The sequence below is a fragment of the Enterococcus sp. DIV1420a genome (assembly GCF_051712165.1).
Lineage (GTDB): Bacteria > Bacillota > Bacilli > Lactobacillales > Enterococcaceae > Enterococcus > Enterococcus faecalis.
This window is the reverse complement of record NZ_JBIOOI010000002.1, coordinates 268930-288404: the sequence shown is the minus strand read 5'-3', so window position 1 is coordinate 288404 and position 19475 is coordinate 268930. Positions and strand designations below refer to the sequence as shown.

Below are 19475 nucleotides of genomic sequence, written 5' to 3'. Positions count from 1 at the left end.
ACTTCTTACCTCTTTCATAATTTTTTATATATTTAGCTAAATATACCTAAACTAATCTTACTTTATGATCTACTGGCTCTATTTCAAATCCTAACTGCATAAGAGCTCTAATTTTATCTTCATTTTTATCGCTAAACACTTTAGCTTCGCTCTTATTTCCTAGAACTAACTGTTCTTTATACGTTCCTTCATGCATAAGCCTAACTAGGTATAAGCCTTTACCTATTTTTAAATGAAACGCTGTACTTATGGTTACTATAATTTTTTGCATCTCTTGCGCTAAATGTTCTAGTGCCTGTTGTCTCACTTTAGTTACTTCTTTTTTAGTGATACCGTATTGTTCGGCTATTGTACTATCTGAAATTGGTCTGACTGATTGATACATCCCTGTTTGCTGATTAAAGCTACAATATTCTTTTGATCGATAATAACTATCAGTTAAAACCTTTCTGTCTGTTTCGGATAGGTTTTTTAACCCATTGAAAAATATTTTTGCACTCTCAAGTTCTATCCCTTTTAACTCATATCGTGCTTTTTCATAATATTGCCATCGTTTGAGATGAAATTCAGGACGGATACGATCATAAAGCAAAAAAGTCACACACCCTTTCTAGTTTTTCTTCTACATCTTCAGAAAGCTCCTCTTCTTCTAATTCTAAGTCCTCTCTAAAACAAATAGCCGTTTCTATTTCTTTTATCTCATCTAACACGTGCTCAATAAGCTTATAAGGGCACTTAACCTCTTCTTTATACTTGAATTGGCTAATGAGTAATCGTTGCTCTAAAGGCTTAAGAGTAGCCCAAAAGCGCGCAAAATGTTTTTGTCGGAATAGTGTACGTTCTATTCGCTTATCAATTAGCTCTAGCTTTAGGATAAGATTTTCCACTTCTTTATCTGGTCGAAAACCTTTTGTCGTCATTCCTAATTCATCAAACACGATATGCGTGGTCATATTCTGACTAAAAAATTCGATACGCTTTAGTCTTTTTATTGAAAGCAACTTTTGCAGTACTAATGGAAATGAGAGGTAGTTTTTTATAACAATTTCATCAAATGGATCCATCAAATATTTTCCCCCCTGTGTTGCGTCACGTTGCAACGCTCCGAAACGTTCCGGAACGCTCCATTGAAACATTGCCTTTGAGAATAGCGCTGTTTCGCTGTTTTTGTAGTAAATCTACGTTGCATCATTGTGTTTGTTTCGGTAAAGAATCATTCTATTGTAGTAAAAAAGAGGACATAAGACCTAGCCCATATTAGAGCTAAAATCTTATGTCCTCTGGTTTTCCAGTCAGACTATTTAATTTGTTGCGATGCCGTTGTTTCGGTACGGATCACTTTGCCATCTTGCACGATCACTTTTACTGATCCATGCTGTGGCAGTTCTACAGTAACCGCCTTATTCTCACTATCTATATACAGTTTATCCATTTTCCTGCTCCTTTTCAAGTATTTCTATTAGGTGTGAACCTTAACTTTTCTTAACTCTTATCTTGGTTTTGAACCTCAACATTTCTCAACATTATAGAATTCAGGTTAACGATGGTTAACACCCTAAGTAATTCAAACAGTTAGCAATTGTTAGCATTATTTCCGCTTATTCTTTTTTGCCGCCTTGCGTTTTGCAGCACCTTTAGCCGTTTTCTTTTTGGTTGCGCTGCGATCTTTCTCTTTCACTTCGTATTCTTGTCTGAACCCGTACGGCGTTTTATCTCTTTTCATAGAAAATTACTCCTCATACCAAATAGAAATAGTTGTTAAAGATAAAATCTCCTCAGCATCCCCATAACTTTCTCCTGTTTGTTTAATGTGCTGTATTTCAATATGTGGGTTCTCCTCTAAAAAATCATTTAGCTCACGCTCTAATTTATTGATATTTCCACTTTGAAAAATTTTAACTTGCATAACTGTTCCTCTCCTTATCTAAAAAATGTAAAATTTGTAGTATTTTGTAGTATTTAAAATTTATATGTTACAAATCTAAGCACGCAAAAACACCTATATATTAGCGTTTTAGACACGTAGATTTAAATTTGTAACGTGTAACATATAATTTTCTAAACTATTCTCATATAGACGATTAGGAGGATTAGAGGGTATATAGCATACTCCCTATTCTCTCTTTTTCTAAAAGTTTTAAAATTTATATGTTACATGTTACAAAATGGCTGTATCCCTTGGCGCTGTACGGCTAAGAGTTGTAACATATGACCTTTTTATATGTTACATTCGCTACTCTCCTTATCTTAAAATGTACAATTTGTAGTATTTAAAATTTGGGTTGACTATCAAGATACGTTATAAACTCATCCGAACATAACAGAAGGAAGGTAAATTTATCAAAAAGATCTACGTACAAGCTCTCCTGATTCTCAGTAAGATTATCTTTTGCCAAGGCAAAGTAAAGCCGAATCAATCGCGCTAATTCCCCTTTAAGCTGTTCGATACTCGAAAAATTTTCATCTTCTAATAAAGACTGTACAATTACTCCTTGCATGCCTCCTGCAGCTTCTTCTAACCAATTAGGGTCTTTTTCCATTTCCGCTAAAACGATAGGGGAAAAATGAGAAATATCTCCTGTAAAATATCCTCGTGTAAAAGCCAGCATATTCGATAAAAAACTTCTTGTGATTTCTTCATATTTAAAATTCGGTTCTTTTTCTGTTGATACTATAAGCATAAGATTTCCTCTTTTCTTTATCTTTTTTGTTTTATTCGTTTGGTTCCTCAATTCTACAAAAATGGGGAACCGCTCAAAGCATTGGGGGAGTAAGGATAGAGCTATTTGGTTCTCGGTTCCCAATTCTTTTTACTATTCCTCAAACTTTTATTAAAACTTTATTTACAAATTTCAATAGAAAAAACTGGGAACTGGGAACCAAAACGCTAAACTCTTACTGTCCCAAGGGGTGGGAGTGGTTCCCAATTCAAAATAAATTGGGAACCATTTTTTTATAAATATCTCTTTCCTCTTACTCTCGCAAGGGATTTGGTCGGTTCCCAATTTATTTTTAAATCAGTAATTTAACTTATCAGCTTTAAATCGTTTCTTACTAAAGATTGGTAAGGCATTCCTTTTTCTGGCGGTTCTTCATAGTTGAAAAAATCCTCCAACGCTTTTATTTTTTCTATCTCATTCACGTTATATTTTGCTTTTTTATTTATCCAACTATCCCCTAATAAATACGTGAACTGTTTAGAAAATTTAATTTTGCTCAATGGTTTAAAATTATTTTCATTGCAAAACTCTTTATATTGAGAGTAAACCATATAAAAAGGGATTTTGTTTATTCCTAAAGGCTTGAATACTGTTTCTCTAAAATCAACTAGAGGGTCATTTTCTTGTTTATATTCTTCTAAAAGTTTTTTAGAAACATCAGGTACTATAAAACGTTCAAAATCCATATTTACCGCTTTATGCAAAACGTATTCGAGCACTTCTTTTCGGTTGATATACTCTTCTTTTATTCTCCAATCATCTTTAGCACCTTCAAATGAAGCGTTAAAAGGTACAATAAGCAAACGACGATACGTTCCGTTAGATTTATTACGAATTTTAGGCATCTCATTGGTAGACTGAATAACAGTCACATACATTCGAGCGCTATAGGGCATTCTGTTTTTAACTTCAATTAGTATAGTCTCATTAGTCACTACACTATTAAATTCCGAACTATCATCAATGTAAATTCCTGCTCCTACATCATCCCCAATAACTGCCACTTTTTCTACTAATAAAGCAAGTTTAAAACGTTCACTAAACTGATTTATTTTTAACGTTGCAATATTCTGCATGCCGATTAAGTTATACAATAATTGTTGATACGTTCCTTTTCCGTTTGATCCATCACCCATAAGCCAGATTGATTTTTTCCTTGAATAGTTCCCGTTAATCGCATCACTTATTACCTGCCATAACAAGGTAGTTATTTGTGCATCTCCGCAAGCGATTTCATTCAACCAGCTCTCTACATCCCAATCATTAAATTTAGGTAACGGCGGATTTTCTGCATAAGCTGTTGCAATTTTTGAAGTGAATACATAATTGGGCGTAAACGGTTCTAGTTGTTTCGTTTTAAGATTAAATACACCGTTTTTCACCGGTATAAGATATCTTGAGACCGTTTTAGGTTTTATTTTAGCTTCTTTCCAAATGTGAAAAATGACATCATTTACCGCTCTAGCATTGTGTTTCGGTTCAAGCCACCCAATCACTCGTTTTATTTGTGTTTCATTTTGTGTATAGATGCCTTCTTTTGGTTGATACATAGCTAAACGAGTATTTTCTTCCATATCAAATAAGCAAAACTCGATATATTCTTGGAGTATCCGACCACACTGTAACGCGGATAGAGATGTTGGTGGTTTACCTCTTCCACCGCTTTTTTCCCAACTTCTTTTAAGCTTTTTCAGTTCCTTTTTCCTTCGTTCAGCTAGTGCAAACTTTAACTCGTTCCCAAAATAAAGAATCTGCGTCTCTTCTAATGCTATTCCCTCAAATTCTTCGTAAGGATCGTTATACGCCCACCCGAAAAAATCCACAAACGGCGTTCCGTTCTTGACGGGCGAGGTATCATGCTTAAAATGTTCAATATTATGCGTTGCCCAATCGCTATTACCTAAAGCTAAAAGAGTTAGACATTCTTGAACGGTATCAAAATCTATCTCTCCTGTTTCAAAAGCGTATTTAATATTCATATAAGGGTTCAAATAATAAGCACGGTCCAGTAATTTTTCTCCTACGTTTTCGACATAAGCCTCTACCATTTTAATTGCTACTTCCTTGGTTAACTCCTTGCGAACAGTCTTTTCTTCTTTGTAGGTTTGTTGTTCTTCTGATACATCCAAATAATCATCTACCTTCAAAGGATTCGCTTGTTGACGAACAATAAGTGTTTCTGATGAAAATTCATTTAATATCGGTAGCCCCGCTACTTGTGAATATGTTTTACTAGCTAAATCAGCTTTCATACCAATTTTATTTACGATATTTTGCCAAAGGCAATCGTTTTCCTCTTTTGTATAGCTTCTGTCTGTATCTATAACTAACCGATATCTTAGACCAAAATCTGAAACATTATTTTTTATCGTAGGATAAAGAATATAACTAATTCCTTTTAGGGATTCAGCAATCTTTTTTATAAAATTTTCTAACTCTTTATCCTCTAGCTCGTCATAATCGATAGCGACTAACTCTTTTCTTAATAGATTATCGTTTGAGCGTTTCCCTATCAGCTCACCCGCAAGAAAATAACTTGCTTTTCGCTTAAATGGTTCTATCGATTCTTTGGTAGCATGTTCTCCTAAAGTTACTCTTTCGGGTACGTATTCCATAAGATAGTCAAAAGAGGAAACTCCTTCTACCACCTTCATTTTTTTACTAAATCCCTTACTTACATAGATACTCAATTTTTACTCACATCCTCTACTCTAATACCTGGTTACTTGCCATTTTTTCAATATATTCCGCTAATTTTAGTAAGCTAATTTGTACCATATCTTTTTGTTGCTTCCTAGCTTCATCACGTAAACAATTAATTAAAATCAGTCGTTCTTCTTTTGTAGAATGTTTAGCATAACGCAGGACTTCTTTTATTTTTTCTGCTATTTCTTCACCAAAAATCTTTCTTACGTTCATTGGCTCACTACCTCCATAAAACTGGCTACTTTAACAATCTCTTCACTGATGTCCTCAAGGTTGTTTGTTAGATTAGACAGTCCTTTCTCTCCAGATAAAGAGTAAATAACAAGTGTATTTTCACCTTGCGATAGTAGCCCTGATAAACAAGATAAATAATTCACCATTAAATCAATTCGATTACTTAAGCTTTCTAAATTCTCAACTTTTTCTTCTATTCTCATCTACTTACGTCCTCCATTTCTCACTTGATAAGCGTGTTCATCGTAAGCTATATATAAATACACCGTTAGACCTATGAATATAGTTAATTTTGCTAGTAATGGTAATAAGCCGAAAATTCCGCCGATTAATAGTCCTAATATAATTAAATTTCGTTTCATTTTGTGTTTTCCTCCAATTTTTGTTATAATTAGAGAAAAGAATCATAGGGAAGTTCCCTACGTTACTGCCTTTTACTCTGTCCGCCAAGACTATTTCGAGTAAAGGCTTTTTTCTTTTCTCTATTCATTGTATTTGCTCCTCAATTTATTGATACTGGCATTTTAAGTGTTGTTTGATAGATAACTACCCCAACATTCAGAATCAGCTTGATATCATCGTATGAGCGTCCTAATAAGATAAGACCTGTTGTCAGTTCTTCAATCTGATTGACTGCCGCCTGCTCTTTAGTAGTGAGAAAATCTAACGGTGTGGCTTTTGGCTTAGCCCCTCTAGCCTCACGTAGCTGTTTAGCATTGAAGCCCAATGCTTTTTTATAGACAAGATCAGTGAAATGCTTATAAAAATGAGCACTGAACCCCGCCCGTTTGATTGCGTCAGTCATAGTTACACGGATCGCTTTTCCTTGAAGACGTTTTTCTTTCCATTCAAGCTGACCATCCATAAAAGCAGTAAGTACTTTTCTAGCCCACGCTCTGAACTCACGAGCTTTTGGTTTAGGTGATAAGAAACCAATTTCCATTATTCCGTCTTTGGTGAAAACAATTGTTTCACGCTGAACGATTCGTTCACCTTCAACTACAGACAATTTGTGGGTACTTGAAAATTCCTCACTCCGTAAATATGGATTCCTCATAATTATATTTTCAATACCTGATTTACTTCTGTATTCCAATGCATTCGCTAATTGCTGAATAGTCATGTATGGATTCTTTTTACTATCCGTCCATAAATCACAAGGAATACCTTGGAACAGTTCTTCTTGTGCTAATACTAACTCATTCATTGTCTAACCCTCCGTTCCCTTCAAACTTGGAAGTTGATTTTCAAGCCATGGAATCAATATTGACAAATTATATCGTGCTTGTTCTTCAGTAAGATTAGCTATTTTATTTTGAAGAATCATCAAATCCGCATAAAGCTCAGCGTTTCGTTTTTCATGTTCTCTACACTCCTTTAAAATCGTTTCTGCTTCTTCTACGATTTCACTGATAGAAAAATTTTTGTACTTTTTAGGTACCCAAACTAGTTTTAGCATTGTTTTGCCTCCTTTAATTAATCTGTAGTAACTGAAATTTGACTATGTGCTTCTCTTGGCTTCTCTATTGGCGGGTGGATTTTATTATTCATTTTCGAGAAGCCAAGCGGTCATTTTTTTCTTCGAAAAAACCTGTTTACGCTCTGACAATGTTTTCCCTGTTGGCAGCCCTTTCGCTATCAATTCATCTAAATAAGCTTCTGAACAGTTGCCTAAGAAACGTCTTACTCCAACGCGTGTATATATGAGGTCATTATCAAGCTCATTTTCTCTACGAGCCCTCTCAATCGCTTCTAGCATCGTTTCGTACACTTGCTTACTAATTGCATTCAATTGTTTCTTATCAAGTGTATGGGATACCTGAACGACTACTGGCGGTGTTTCGACTTGTTCCATCGGTTAACCCTCCTTCCTTTTTATGGTTAAACCATAATTCAAGGCAAAAAAATAACATCTTCATAATTAACATTAAATGCAGATTCAATTTTCTTAACTATTAAAACATCAGGAAAAGTTTTAAATTTTTCGTAGTTTGCCCATGTTTCTGTAGATACACCAACTTTTTCTGCTGCCTCTTTTTGAGTTAAGTTTTCCATAACTCGTAAAGCTCTAAGCGTTACTTTCATTTCATCACCTCCAACAACCCTATTTTATTATGGTTTAACCATAATGTCAACACATTTATTTTATTTTTTTACGGTTAAAACAAAATAATTTTTAGAAAAACTTGATTTTATTACGGTTTAACCATATAATTTATTATAAAAAAGCTAGTGAGGAAGTGATAAAGGAATGAATATTTATGATAACAAACAAATTTTTGCCAGAAATTTAAAATTTCAAATGTCTAGAATTGGGGTGGACAGAAATAAGTTAGCGGATGATCTTAGCATCAAATACCCGACTCTATCAGACTGGCTTAACGCCAAGACTTATCCCAGAATTGAAAAAATTGAATTGTTAGCCAATTATTTCAAAATACCTAAGTCTGCTTTAATAGAAGATCATTCATTTGCAGAAATGCTTTATCAAGAAACACAATATGAAACTTTAAATTTAATAGAAGAAATGAACTACAAAATTATACCTGCTGGATATTCGATTACAGAAAAACTTGAGGAAGGGGATTTGTGGATGAATTCACCTAGAGGTACTTTCCCTATTGCTTTATCAGAAATAAAAGAACTCAACGGCGAATTAGATTCTTTTATACGTTTCAAACTAGAAGAGCTAAAAGACAAGCATAAAGAAGATTTTAAAGAATATCAATAATCCTCCCCCCTACACTTATCTATATTAATAAAGTACGACACATCTATAACTAGACTAAAAAAGCAATTTATTTAACATATATAAGAAATGAGGTAGACTAATGTCCATATTTGATTTTTTAAAAGTAAATACATTCAAAAAAGAAGCCGAGCTTTTAAGAAATGATTTAGAAATTTTAAGATCCACAAAGTTATCTGTGGAACAAATGAGCGTACTTGAGCTTCAAGAAGCAATTTTAGAAAAAAATAAAATCTTAGAGCAAGTGAGTGACAACATTGAAAAATTAAAATTAGAAGAAGAAAAATTAAATAAATCCTTGCAGAAAAAAACTAATGAAATAGCTTCCTTTAAAGATGAATTACTAAATATCGAAGAGCAAATCCAGATGCAATCTTATGGCTTATATCAACCTAGATATGATTTTGCCACTGCTATAGGATACAGAGAACATTTAGATTTAATCAGAGCTAGACAAAAACAGATGATAAAAGATAAGACAGCCGTGTCGTTCTTTGATAATTGGACCGTAGATGGAAGCAAAGCAAAAGGTAGAAAGATGAATAATGATAATATTAAATTAATTTTGCGCTCTTTCAATAACGAGTGTGAAGCAGGAATTAATAAAATAAAATTTAATAATATTCACGTTATCGAAAAAAGAATTCAAAAATCTTTCGAACAGCTTAATAAACTTAATGAATCTGTTCGTATATCACTAACCACACAATATTTAAAATTAAAATTGAGTGAATTATACTTAGCTTATGAATACGAACAAAAAAAGCAAGAAGAAAAAGAATTTTTACGTGCACAACGAGAAAAAGAGCGTGAAGAAAAGGCGCTGCAAAAAGAATTGCAAAATAAGAAAAAAATATTAGATAAAGATATTCACCACTATCAAAAAATGATTAATGAACTAACCGAAAAATTGAAAGATGCCTCCGGAGATGCAAAGATTGAATTAGAAAAAGAAATACTCGGATTAAAAACAAATATAGCTGAGAAAGAAAATGAAAAACAAGAACTTGATTACCGGGGAGCCCATGCATCAGCTGGCTATGTCTACATCATTAGCAATATAGGGGCATTCGGGGAAGATGTTGTAAAAATAGGGGTTACAAGAAGATTAGATCCTTTAGAACGAATCTCGGAATTGAGCAGCGCTTCTGTTCCTTTCAAATTTGATATACATGCACTAATTTTCAGCTACGAGGCTTATCAACTTGAAACTGAACTTCACAATCACTTTAACGATTATAGAATAAATAAAGTTAATCAAAGAAAAGAGTTTTTTAGAGTTCCTATTGAAGAAATAGAAATTAAACTTCAAGAATATAAAAATCTAACTGTTGACTTTAACAAAAATCCCGACGCAGAAGAATACTATCAATCTATTGCCTCGAGTAATAAACTTTAAATCTTAATGTGCAAAAAATCCTTTAACATCTACATACTATTGGCGTGGTGGTAGATAGGAGAAAAAGAAAATGACACAAATCAACAAATATACAAAAAAAGACGGGTCAACCGCCTATATGTTTAATGCTTATGTGGGACGTCATCCGAAAACTGGTAAAAACGTTTATCGTAAGCGACAAGGATTCAAAACAAAAAAACAAGCACAGATTGCGCTTGCTGACATTCTGAAAGATATAGACGAAAACGGACTGGATAATAAGCCCTCTGTTTTGACATTTAAGCAACTTTACGAGAAATGGTTAGCACAACAGCGGTTGACGATTAAACCCTCATCAGTTGCTTTAAATCGGCATTACGTAGAGGGACAGGTTTTGCCTTATCTGGGAAAATGCATATTAGAAGAAATTACCGTCACTCAATGTCAAGAATTAGTTAATAAGTGGTTTAATCAAGGCTACAAACAATACAATTACTTCCGAAAAATAACAGCTCAAATTATGCGATATGGTGAAGCAATGGAAATTATATCATCTAATCCAATGAGCAAAACTATTATTCCTAAGCGACAAGAAAAAGAAGAAAAACTAAAGTATTATACTAAAGACGAATTGAACCATTTTTTTGATTGTTTGAAGCAGTATGGCAATTTTAAACAGTTAGTATTTTTTAGGTTGCTAGCCTTTACTGGCTGTCGTAAGAGTGAAATTCTAGCCTTGCAGTGGAAAGACCTCGACATGACAAATAAGACCGTGTATATAGGCAAGACCGTAGCGAAAGATGAATTTAATAATATTCTGATTCAAACACCTAAAACATCATCTAGTACACGTTCTATCAGCCTAGACGATGAAACAATTAAAATTATGTCAAAATGGCGAACAATCCAAAGGAGCGACTATTTCCAAATGGGCTTTAATACATCTAGCGCAGAACAGTATATTTTTACTAATGATCTAAACGAGCTATACTGCCCTCAAATTGCAAATAATTGGTTGAATTACTTAATAAAAAAATACAAGTTACCAAGAATCACACCACATCACTTTAGGCACAGCCACGCTAGTCTTTTATTACAAGCTGGCATACCTATTAAAGAAGTTTCTGAGCGTTTAGGGCATAAAGATGTAAGAATAACCTTAGAAATATACTCCCACGTTATGCCTGAAGAAGCTGAAAAAACAGCGGATAAGTTCGCTCAATTCGTCGGTTTTTAATCAATGCACAGACAAAAGCACAGACCTTTATTATTTCTATGTATAAAAAAAGGATAGAATCCCTATTAATAAAGGTTTCTAGCTGTTCCTAAAAAAGGTAATACTAAACTTACAGTTTAGTTTTACCTTTTTTAGTATACGAACTTTTTGAAAAATTTCAACCATTTTTCTTTATTTTTCTAGTCTAATTGTCACACAATCTTTCTTTTCTGTATAACTTACTGTTTATAAGAAGAAAAATGATACGAAAAAATCAGAATATGATAAAATAAGACGAGTTGCTTTTTTACATAATTGGAAGGAGAGTTTTTATATGAATTCATTTCAAGCATTTACGTTAAGAGAACAAGATACATCTGTTATTGGTCAACTAGAAACCATTACTTTAGACGATTTATCAGAAGGCACTGTAGTAATCAAAGCAGCCTACTCCTCAGTTAACTTTAAAGACTCTTTAGCTTCAAAAAAAGACGGCGGTGTGATTCGCAATTATCCAATGATTCCAGGAATTGATGTCAGTGGCACTGTTGTCACATCGGAAGATCCTCGTTTCAAAGAAGGCGATAAAGTGATCGTAACAGGCTATCAATTAGGGGTTAGTCATACTGGTGGTTATTCTGAATATGTGCGTGTTCCTGGCGATTGGGTAGTTCCACTTCCTGAAAAAATGAGTCTCAAAGAAGCAATGATCTTCGGAACTGCTGGCTTTACGGCCGGATTATCTGTCACAGCTTTAGAAGACGATGGCTTACGCGACGACAAAGAAGCCCCCATTATTGTAACTGGTGCGACAGGCGGTGTTGCGACATTGTCTATTGCGATGTTGCATCAATTAGGCTACACTTCAATCACTGCATTAACTAGAAAGCCAGATTCTTTTGAGCTTTTAAAAGAGTTAGGTGTTAGTGAATGCTTATTAGTAGAAGATTTCTTAGCAACTCCTGTTAAAGCATTGATGAAACAGCGTTTTGCTTTTGCAATTGATACCACTGGTGGGGAAATTACTTCTGCTGTTTTACCACAACTTCGTTATGATGGCCGTTCAGCCATTTGTGGCCGCGCTGCTGGAATTACATTAGAGACAACCGTTTTACCCTTTATTTTACGGGGCGTTCATTTATTGGGCATTGATTCGGTTAATGTTGGTATGGACAAACGAAAAATAGTTTGGCAACGTCTTGCCACTGATTTAGACATCACTGAAAAAGCTGTGTATCAAGAGATTACTTTAGAAGAACTTCCCCCTGTTTTTGAAGCATTACAAGCAGGCCAACATATTGGACGGACCATTGTCCGAATTTCTTAAGGAGGCGTTTTGATTATGGATGTTTTAGTTACTGCTGGCGGAACGTCAGAACCGATTGATAATGTTCGTTCGATTACCAATCATTCTTCTGGCGGACTAGGAAAAGCAATTGCTGAAAGTTTTTTAGCTGCTGGACACACCGTAACCTACGTAACAACCAAACATGCATTACGTCCAACCCAACAATTGGACTTATCAATTAAAGAAATAGAAACAACGGTTGAATTAGCCACTACGTTAGAACAACTCTTTGCTGAAAAGCAATTTGATGCGATTGTTCACGCAATGGCAGTCAGTGATTTTACGACGGAAGCCGCGCAAACGGAAGAACAATTTATTGATTCTTTTGCTCAACAATTAAGCGAACAAACATTGCCAAAGACCAAAGAAGCCTTGGCAACTATCGTTCAAAACACATTGAATCAGATTGCTGATATTCCTCAAACAGCAACAAAAATTTCATCTGATACGGACCGATTATTAATTTTTCTAAAGAAAAATCCTAAAGTCATCCAAATGATTCGTGACAAGCAACCCCAAACTGTTTTAGTGGGCTTTAAATTACTTGTCGACGTTTCACAAGAAGAACTTGTCCAGGTTGCACAAGCCGCTTTGGTTAAAAATCGGTGTGACTTTGTCTTAGCCAATGACTTGATGAACGTTCATGAAACAGAACACGAAGGATTATTAATTAACGAAACGGGCATTGTCCAAGAAGCTTGTTCAAAACAAGGGATTGGTTCAATGATCGTTAAAAATGTTGAAAAGAAATGGAGAGAACAACAATGAAAACTATTTTATTAGGCGTCTCTGGCAGCATTTCTGCATATAAAGCAGCAGATATTACAAGTCAACTAGCTAAGCTTGGCTACAATGTGGAAATTTTAATGACTAAAAGTAGCACAGCGTTCATCACTCCGCTGACCTTACAATCACTTTCTAAGAATCCAGTGCATACGGATGTCATGATGGAAATTGATCCCAGTAAAATTAATCACATTGAGTTAGCTAAAAAAGCGGATTTATTTTTAGTAGCACCTGCTTCGGCCAATACAATTGGGAAATTAGCCCATGGGATTGCCGACGACTTATTATCAACAGTTGCTTTGGCACTTTATCCTGAAACACCCAAAATTATTGCGCCCGCGATGAATACGTATATGTACCAAAACCCCATTGTCCAACGAAATATTGGCATTTTAAAAGAAGTCGGCTATCAAGAAATAATCCCACGTGAAGCTCTATTAGCTTGTGGCGATTATGGTCGTGGCGCACTTGCCACTGTTGAAGATATCCTTCAAACAGTGATGAAAATTTTAGCATCTGATAACAAGGAGTAATTTATGAATAACACGAAAAAATTTACGTTAACAGCAATGTTCTTAGCTATCTTACTTTTACTGGCTTTAACCCCGCTAGGATTTATCACATTAGGTCCTTTAAATTCGACCACGATGCATATTCCTGTAATTATTGGTTCCATTGTTTTAGGGCCAAAAATCGGTAGTATGTTGGGCGGCACGTTTGGGATCATTAGCTTAATTAAAAATACGACAGCACCAACACCTTTGTCGTTTGTTTTTTCTCCATTTATTCCTGTGATCGGTACCGATCATGGTAGTTGGAAGGCACTTTTAATTGTGCTCATTCCGCGGATTTTAATTGGGGTCGTTCCTTATTTCGCTTACAAATGGCTAAATAAATTAACGAAGGAAAAAGCGCAACCTGTCTCCTTATTTGTGGCTGGTGTTTTAGGCTCAGCAACGAATACCATTTTAGTCATGAACATGATTTATTTTCTTTTTAATTCAGCTTATGCTGAAATTATTGGTAAAGCTGGAACTGCTGTTTACCTAGCTATTATTGCGACGATTTTCAGTTCTGGTGTGCCAGAAGCTCTTGTTGCTGGTGTAGCTGCTTCAGCAATTGCTAGCGTTTTGCTTCGCTTAATGAAACGGAATGCAACACAAAAACTATAGAAAAAAACACATGGACTAAAAATCAAGTTTGATTTTTAGTCCATGTGTTTTTTATTTATTTTTTTTGTTTTCGTAATTTATAGGCATATTCACTGGCTTTAAATAATAATTTATTAACCGGTAAATCGAATTCCCCAATAAATTCATTAATCGTTGGGTTGAAGTTCGCTTTAAACTTAATTAAGCCATCATTTAAACTACCTTCTAAGCCGCCCATATTACAGCTTTCGCAGCCACGGTTAAAACATTCTTGAATGGTATCTCGCCAAGTCACATATGTTGGCATGTAGCGTTTATAACGATCATCTAAGCCAGCATAAAGGATTTCACTTGTTGGACCAAATGTCACAGCCAAGGCGCCAGCAACCGTTACAATTTCACCAGCTTCTGCGATATTTTCTTCTAATTCTTTTAGTTCCCGAGTCAAGGAAGCATCTAATTCTTCTAAATTATGGCGCTTTTTCACTTGATTTTCTTTCAAATTACTCAAGTCTTTTTGATTTTTGTCATAGCGTTGTCGCGTGCTATCTAAGCGTTCCTTTAAATTGACTTGCGCCAGCATAATAAAGGAGTCTTCTGGGTAAATGTTCAACAGCTTCTTAAAGTAATCACTATTCCGTAAAGAAATATGTTGGCGTTCCATGGTTGATTGAATGACTTTTTCAAATTCATCAACAAAGTCAACATGCCCTTGCTGCACAACGACCCCTTTTTTTTCAGCTGTTTTAATCATTTTCTTGGTGCTTTTTGACAATTGTTCCTCACTAAAATCTTCACGATAAATATTCGCTTGGAAGCGGGGCTGGATGGTGGCCCCCATATCCATTGTCAGTCCTTGATATTTGGCCCCTGCTTCTTTCAAGGTCTCAATAATAGCTGTCGCTTCAGCATGCGGTTGATGTTCTTCTCCCAAATGAAAATCTTGATAGTGAACCGCTGGATCCATTTTTATAAATAAAGCTCGTTTTTTCTTGCCAAATTTTTTCAATTCAGCCATAAAGTAGCTGACCAAACGTTCATTTGTATAGTCCATTACTGGACCTCTTGGTGTATATAACATCGTAAAACCGGCTGGTAATGGTTTGATTAAAACTAAACTTGATGCGACTAATGTATCCTTTTCATAAACCCCAACAATTTCAGAACCCCAGTTATCCTTGACTTTTGCCCATGAAGATGACTGTAGTAAATTACATAATGGGTGATTTTTAACAAATGTATCGTGTACTTCTGCCGGAATACCGATTTTAAATGTGTACATGTTCAAACTCCTCTGCTGTGACTTTCCAATAGTCCGTTTATCTTACACTATCATAGTGTATTCCAACAGACTAGTAAAGTTTTACATGAAAATTTTTAGAAAAAATGTAGATCTTATTCTTTATGTAAAAAAGACGAGGTAGAAACAGTTCATTCTATCACTTAGCTCACTAATAGCAACGACACTTTTCTTCACTGCCATTCAAAGGATGAATCATTTCTATCCACATCTTTTCAATTAAATACGTGTTTCAAATTTTAATGACTTGTTGATAAAATACATGATTGGTGCTGAAATCGTCATAATAATCGCTTCACTTAATGCTAACCAACCATAAGTTGTCCAAAATGCTTGACCGCCACTTGGTACTAGCATAAAGGCAATAAAAAACATACTTACAGTAAAAAATAGACTATTTAGACACATTCTAACAGGAATACTTGGTACCTTTTTTTGTAAAAAAGCTGTTAAGCTCAACGCAAATAATGTTTGCGCTCCACCAAACAGAGCATCCATTACACCGAAACCAAAAAATAAGTTAAAAAAGATAACGCCGCCTAAAACACCCCACATCAATTTGCGATTGAAAACGACTAGGTGATTCAAACTTTCTGAAATTCTAAATTGAATCATACCAGAAGAAACTGGCCGAACCAATAAAGAGAGGACAATATATAAGCCCATAATGATACCATTGGCTAAGACTGTTCTTAGCTTTCGATTGGCTTGAAACGAATTTTGCATACTTTTTCCTTCTTTCTCCGAGTTTTTTTACAAGGGATGGTTGATGAACCTTGAACATTATTATATCATATTTCCCATATCTCATAAACGTTGATATATAAGCATTTTAATAGAAAAATAAGAAATCGTGTTCCCTTTAGTTATCCTAGTTTTACAAATTTTTGTGGCAAATTTGTGGCAAGAATCTCTTTTTTCGTAGTTTATTCAATTCCACACAAAAACAATCCCTGTTCTCAATGAGAACGGGGATTTCTAAATGGAAGTGTTACATGCATATGTCTGATTAGAATATATCACAATGCTATTTCTGTGTAAATAAAAAAAGCCCTCCGAAGAGGGCAAGCTCATTCCTTTAGAAAAGGAGCTAAAATGAAAAATTTTTGTATGGTATAATTATATTAACCCCTTTTACATATTTTGTAAATATTTTCTCAATCTGTTGGACAAATACTTATGGACCCTGATGGATTCGAACCAGCGACCGGACGGTTATGAGCCGTCTGCTCTAACCTGCTGAGCTAAGGGTCCGATTAAAAAAAGCCCTCCAAAGAGGGCCAACCTATTCCTTTAGAAAAAGGAGTTAAAATGAAAAAGTCTTTTTCGTATTAGGGTACTTTAATACTAATCCTTTTTTAATAAATTGTAAAGCCTTTTTATGCTATAAACAACAAAAAAACTGCCTTATTGGGGCAAGACAGTTTTTAAGTAACGTGAAAAATTGTGGTTGAGCAATTACATTCTAATACTTACCGCCTAAATTGTAAAGCGTTTTAATTTTATTTTTACTGTATAAAAAATTTTAGAGCTCCTATTATTACACTTATAACGGCTATAGACGTGCCTATAAACCATTTTATATTTGCGCTTTTTTGTTTTCTTAGTTCTTCTTTAAAAGTAAATATACTGGTCTCAATTTTATGATCAATGTTTGATAGCTTTGTCTTTAAATTTGATTCAGTAGAATCAAGTTTTCTTTCAATATTTTTACCCATAAATCAACTTTTCAATACTTGGCGTATACAACCAAATAAACTCATCGGGAAATTGAACATGAGATAATGTTTTACCTGCTGTGTTTACTTGTTCGGTAATAATCCCTACCGAAGCTGGCTGAAAAGCGAAATAATCCCCCACGTTTAACGTTTGGTCGGGCGTATTTTCTCCGGTTCCTGGATCAATTTTATCGATATAAGCGACATTAATCCCGTTATCCGTCCAGTCAAAGTCTGGTTGCCCTAATACATCATTTCTTACTTGCCAAATACCATTCAAAAACTGTAAATCGTCTACTCGGTAACCATAGCGACGTTTAGGTTTTGGTGCTGGTTTTTCTTGGGCTAATGCTTGTACTTGCAGTCCTGGTTGGCTATTATTAACTCGCCATACTTCAATATAATTAGGTTGCGTTACTGCGTAATACTCATTCCAGTTATGTTGTGTGATCGCTGTTCCTGGTTGACCACTCGTCCAATAATCACAACTAATAAAGTCAGTGGCGTTCACCATGACACCGACATGGCCGCCAGCTCCTCCACTTGTACTCATATCTTTGCCCCAGCTCATTAGAACTACATCACCCTTTTGGGCGTCCCAATCTTGGTTAACAGAAATACGTTGATAGCCATTTTTACCTAAATAATTTCCTAGTGTTACAGTTGAATATAGGTAGTCATAGTTTACTCCTCCAGAATCTTTAATAGACTGCGTCATTGATCCAGAACAATCCGCTGTGCCATCTGCTCCATTACGGGAACCAGTCATAGAGTAAGTCAATTTACCTATTCTAGCTAGAAACCATTCAACGGTTAATTGATTATTTAAGCCCATTGTATGCACCTTCAATCTCTTTTTCGATTTCTTCGTTTGAAACTTCTACTCCTTTGGCTAAGGCCCACTCATTCATTTTTGCGACCGCTGTTCTTTTTTTCGTTTGGTTAGAAACATTTTCTTTTTCTAATGCTAAAACGATTTCTTGGGCTTTTTCTGTTAGTGTCATTTCTACTTCTCCCCTTTATCATTGTTTTGTTTCTCCGGAAAATATTTATCTTTCTTTGCTTCGATTTCATCTTCTAACCATTTAAATAACCACATTGGAAAAAAATCACCCCAACCTAAGACCACGATATTAGCCATTAGGCTATAAAAATTATGATAGATAAACGCGCCGGTAAATACAGTGAAAATTAACGCCCCTGTACCTAGTAAATAATCAAAACCATACGCGATAAAACAACACAATAAAATGATAAAATCACGAATCGCAGAATCAATCATCGTCGTGCTATTTTTTCTCTTTTGCGTAGATTTTTTGGCCAGTCGGCCACCAACTAACCACTCAATCACAAATAAAGCCATTAAAATACCTAATAAAATCACATGCTCTAAGCGCAGCTCTTTCCCTGTCACCCAACCAGGTATGGCGAAAGAAATTCCCCCGGTTGCTGCGCCTATCAGCCAACTTTTATCCGTTACCATTTTGGTCCATTGCTGAAGCAACATTACTAATACATTATTCATTGGTTTCCTCCAACTAAATAAGCGACCGGTAGGTTGTCCCACCAGTCGCTATTTTTTATTTCGTTAATTCTGGTAAATCTAAGTCGAGTAAAATATCGATCACTTGTTGACGAAGTACTTTAGGTACATTTTCGATTTTACGTTTTCCTTTAATAATTAACGTTGCGTAAATCATAGCCATTTCAGCCACCTCCTTCCGCAATAAATAAAAAACAATCTTAGTCTGCAGCTTTTGCATCCAAGATTGCTTGTACTTGTTTTTGTAATTTTTTCGGGACATCATCAAGTGTTTTCTCTCCTTTTTCAATTAAGGCGACATATATTTTTATCATTCTGTAGTACCTCCCGCTATCATTTCATAAATTTCAGCGATTGCTAACTGTGCGTCGGTTGTTTCTTGTTTAGTCTCAATAATCTCGGCTTTCAATGCCTTGTTTTCCGCTTCTAACAATTCTAATTTCGTTGGTGGTGCTGGTTCAGGTGCTGGCACATTATCCGGATCATGAATGAGTGTTTGACCGTCAAAACGCCAATTAGGAAAGTCTAGCGGCTCTTGTTCTACTTCTAATTCTACTTGGTCTGGCTGCTCCATTAATGAATAGCCAGCTAAATAGCCTACTTTGTTTTCAATCCATATTTTCATT

At 35.1% G+C, this 19475-nt stretch carries 28 protein-coding genes, 1 tRNA gene and 1 pseudogene; 7 read left to right on the top strand and 23 right to left on the bottom strand.

All coding sequences use genetic code 11. The features are described 5' to 3' along the window. Positions 1–46 precede the first annotated feature (46 nt). The 14 genes from IGI80_RS12765 to IGI80_RS12700 form a co-directional block, all read right to left on the bottom strand. Entirely contained in the window at positions 47–601 is a 555-nt protein-coding gene (locus tag IGI80_RS12765) for a hypothetical protein (protein WP_438723812.1), read from the bottom strand. Then, positions 582–1136, bottom strand: coding sequence for a hypothetical protein (locus IGI80_RS12760; protein WP_438723811.1), 555 nt, complete (start codon positions 1134–1136; stop codon positions 582–584). Before IGI80_RS12760 ends, IGI80_RS12765 begins: the two co-directional genes overlap by 20 nt. A 161-nt stretch (positions 1137–1297) precedes the next feature. Further along, the gene (locus tag IGI80_RS12755) at positions 1298–1432 is read right to left on the bottom strand and encodes a DUF2292 domain-containing protein (RefSeq protein ID WP_438723810.1); all 135 of its coding nucleotides are present in this window, start codon (positions 1430–1432) and stop codon (positions 1298–1300) included. 156 nt (positions 1433–1588) lie between these two features. Then, positions 1589–1723 (bottom strand): hypothetical protein, encoded by a 135-nt coding sequence (locus IGI80_RS12750; protein ID WP_438723809.1) that lies wholly within the window; start codon positions 1721–1723, stop codon positions 1589–1591. Positions 1724–1729: 6 nt separating this feature from the next. After that, positions 1730–1906, bottom strand: a complete 177-nt coding sequence (locus tag IGI80_RS12745; protein WP_438723808.1) for a hypothetical protein — start codon at positions 1904–1906, stop codon at positions 1730–1732. Between the two features lie 364 nt (positions 1907–2270). Next, a complete protein-coding gene (locus IGI80_RS12740) occupies positions 2271–2681 on the bottom strand; it encodes a DUF3206 domain-containing protein (RefSeq protein WP_438723807.1) in 411 nt (136 codons plus the stop codon). A 344-nt stretch (positions 2682–3025) separates the two neighbouring features. Beyond that, positions 3026–5374: a phage/plasmid primase, P4 family gene (locus IGI80_RS12735; RefSeq protein WP_438723806.1), complete on the bottom strand. Its 2349-nt coding sequence runs from the start codon at positions 5372–5374 to the stop codon at positions 3026–3028. A gap of 52 nt (positions 5375–5426) precedes the next feature. After that, the gene (locus IGI80_RS12730) at positions 5427–5639 is read right to left on the bottom strand and encodes a hypothetical protein (RefSeq protein ID WP_438723804.1); all 213 of its coding nucleotides are present in this window, start codon (positions 5637–5639) and stop codon (positions 5427–5429) included. Further along, on the bottom strand, positions 5636–5863 hold the full coding sequence (locus IGI80_RS12725) for a hypothetical protein (RefSeq protein ID WP_438723803.1): 228 nt from the start codon (positions 5861–5863) through the stop codon (positions 5636–5638). Before IGI80_RS12725 ends, IGI80_RS12730 begins: the two co-directional genes overlap by 4 nt. Then, positions 5864–6022, bottom strand: coding sequence for a hypothetical protein (locus IGI80_RS12720; RefSeq protein ID WP_438723802.1), 159 nt, complete (start codon positions 6020–6022; stop codon positions 5864–5866). Positions 6023–6162: 140 nt separating this feature from the next. Next, complete coding sequence (locus tag IGI80_RS12715; RefSeq protein WP_438723801.1) at positions 6163–6867, bottom strand: BRO family protein; 705 nt, start codon at positions 6865–6867, stop codon at positions 6163–6165. Between the two features lie 3 nt (positions 6868–6870). Then, positions 6871–7119 carry a hypothetical protein gene (locus IGI80_RS12710; RefSeq protein WP_438723800.1) on the bottom strand — a complete coding sequence of 83 codons (249 nt, stop codon included), beginning with the start codon at positions 7117–7119 and terminating at the stop codon, positions 6871–6873. A gap of 84 nt (positions 7120–7203) precedes the next feature. Next, positions 7204–7515 carry a hypothetical protein gene (locus tag IGI80_RS12705; RefSeq protein WP_438723799.1) on the bottom strand — a complete coding sequence of 104 codons (312 nt, stop codon included), beginning with the start codon at positions 7513–7515 and terminating at the stop codon, positions 7204–7206. Between the two features lie 38 nt (positions 7516–7553). Further along, positions 7554–7745 (bottom strand): helix-turn-helix transcriptional regulator, encoded by a 192-nt coding sequence (locus tag IGI80_RS12700; RefSeq protein ID WP_438723798.1) that lies wholly within the window; start codon positions 7743–7745, stop codon positions 7554–7556. Between the two features lie 166 nt (positions 7746–7911). Here IGI80_RS12700 and IGI80_RS12695 point away from each other — a divergent pair. The 7 genes and pseudogenes from IGI80_RS12695 to IGI80_RS12665 form a co-directional block, all read left to right on the top strand. Then, a pseudogene (locus tag IGI80_RS12695) lies at positions 7912–8124 on the top strand (helix-turn-helix domain-containing protein); the annotation flags it as partial. 367 nt (positions 8125–8491) lie between these two features. Continuing rightward, on the top strand, positions 8492–9808 hold the full coding sequence (locus IGI80_RS12690; RefSeq protein ID WP_438723796.1) for a DUF4041 domain-containing protein: 1317 nt from the start codon (positions 8492–8494) through the stop codon (positions 9806–9808). A 70-nt stretch (positions 9809–9878) separates the two neighbouring features. After that, entirely contained in the window at positions 9879–11024 is a 1146-nt protein-coding gene (locus IGI80_RS12685) for a tyrosine-type recombinase/integrase (protein ID WP_438723794.1), read from the top strand. Between the two features lie 313 nt (positions 11025–11337). After that, positions 11338–12330: a YhdH/YhfP family quinone oxidoreductase gene (locus tag IGI80_RS12680; RefSeq protein ID WP_002356506.1), complete on the top strand. Its 993-nt coding sequence runs from the start codon at positions 11338–11340 to the stop codon at positions 12328–12330. Positions 12331–12345: 15 nt separating this feature from the next. Continuing rightward, positions 12346–13119, top strand: a complete 774-nt coding sequence (gene coaB / locus IGI80_RS12675; RefSeq protein ID WP_002381480.1) for a phosphopantothenate--cysteine ligase — start codon at positions 12346–12348, stop codon at positions 13117–13119. Continuing rightward, positions 13116–13670: a phosphopantothenoylcysteine decarboxylase gene (coaC, locus tag IGI80_RS12670; protein WP_002359573.1), complete on the top strand. Its 555-nt coding sequence runs from the start codon at positions 13116–13118 to the stop codon at positions 13668–13670. The genes coaB and coaC overlap by 4 nt, the downstream gene beginning before the upstream one ends. 3 nt (positions 13671–13673) lie before the next feature. After that, positions 13674–14309: an ECF transporter S component gene (locus IGI80_RS12665; RefSeq protein ID WP_002356501.1), complete on the top strand. Its 636-nt coding sequence runs from the start codon at positions 13674–13676 to the stop codon at positions 14307–14309. Positions 14310–14364: 55 nt separating this feature from the next. Here IGI80_RS12665 and IGI80_RS12660 read toward each other — a convergent pair whose 3' ends face one another. From IGI80_RS12660 to IGI80_RS12620, 9 genes are all read right to left on the bottom strand, one after another. Next, entirely contained in the window at positions 14365–15570 is a 1206-nt protein-coding gene (locus IGI80_RS12660; RefSeq protein ID WP_289867470.1) for an aminoacyltransferase, read from the bottom strand. Positions 15571–15807: 237 nt separating this feature from the next. Then, positions 15808–16314 (bottom strand): QueT transporter family protein, encoded by a 507-nt coding sequence (locus tag IGI80_RS12655; protein WP_002356499.1) that lies wholly within the window; start codon positions 16312–16314, stop codon positions 15808–15810. Positions 16315–16768: 454 nt separating this feature from the next. Beyond that, positions 16769–16842: transfer RNA gene (locus IGI80_RS12650), tRNA-Ile, on the bottom strand. 456 nt (positions 16843–17298) lie between these two features. Continuing rightward, positions 17299–18141 carry a lytic exoenzyme target recognition domain-containing protein gene (locus IGI80_RS12645; protein WP_438723793.1) on the bottom strand — a complete coding sequence of 281 codons (843 nt, stop codon included), beginning with the start codon at positions 18139–18141 and terminating at the stop codon, positions 17299–17301. Then, positions 18128–18310 (bottom strand): hypothetical protein, encoded by a 183-nt coding sequence (locus IGI80_RS12640; RefSeq protein WP_438722389.1) that lies wholly within the window; start codon positions 18308–18310, stop codon positions 18128–18130. The genes IGI80_RS12645 and IGI80_RS12640 overlap by 14 nt, the downstream gene beginning before the upstream one ends. A gap of 2 nt (positions 18311–18312) precedes the next feature. Next, a complete protein-coding gene (locus IGI80_RS12635) occupies positions 18313–18831 on the bottom strand; it encodes a phage holin family protein (protein ID WP_438723602.1) in 519 nt (172 codons plus the stop codon). Positions 18832–18886: 55 nt separating this feature from the next. Continuing rightward, a complete protein-coding gene (locus IGI80_RS12630; RefSeq protein ID WP_438723791.1) occupies positions 18887–19012 on the bottom strand; it encodes a CD1375 family protein in 126 nt (41 codons plus the stop codon). 37 nt (positions 19013–19049) lie between these two features. Beyond that, entirely contained in the window at positions 19050–19163 is a 114-nt protein-coding gene (locus IGI80_RS12625; RefSeq protein WP_438723600.1) for a CD1375 family protein, read from the bottom strand. After that, positions 19160–19474, bottom strand: coding sequence for a hypothetical protein (locus IGI80_RS12620; RefSeq protein ID WP_438723790.1), 315 nt, complete (start codon positions 19472–19474; stop codon positions 19160–19162). Before IGI80_RS12620 ends, IGI80_RS12625 begins: the two co-directional genes overlap by 4 nt. Between the last annotated feature and the right edge of the window lies 1 nt (position 19475).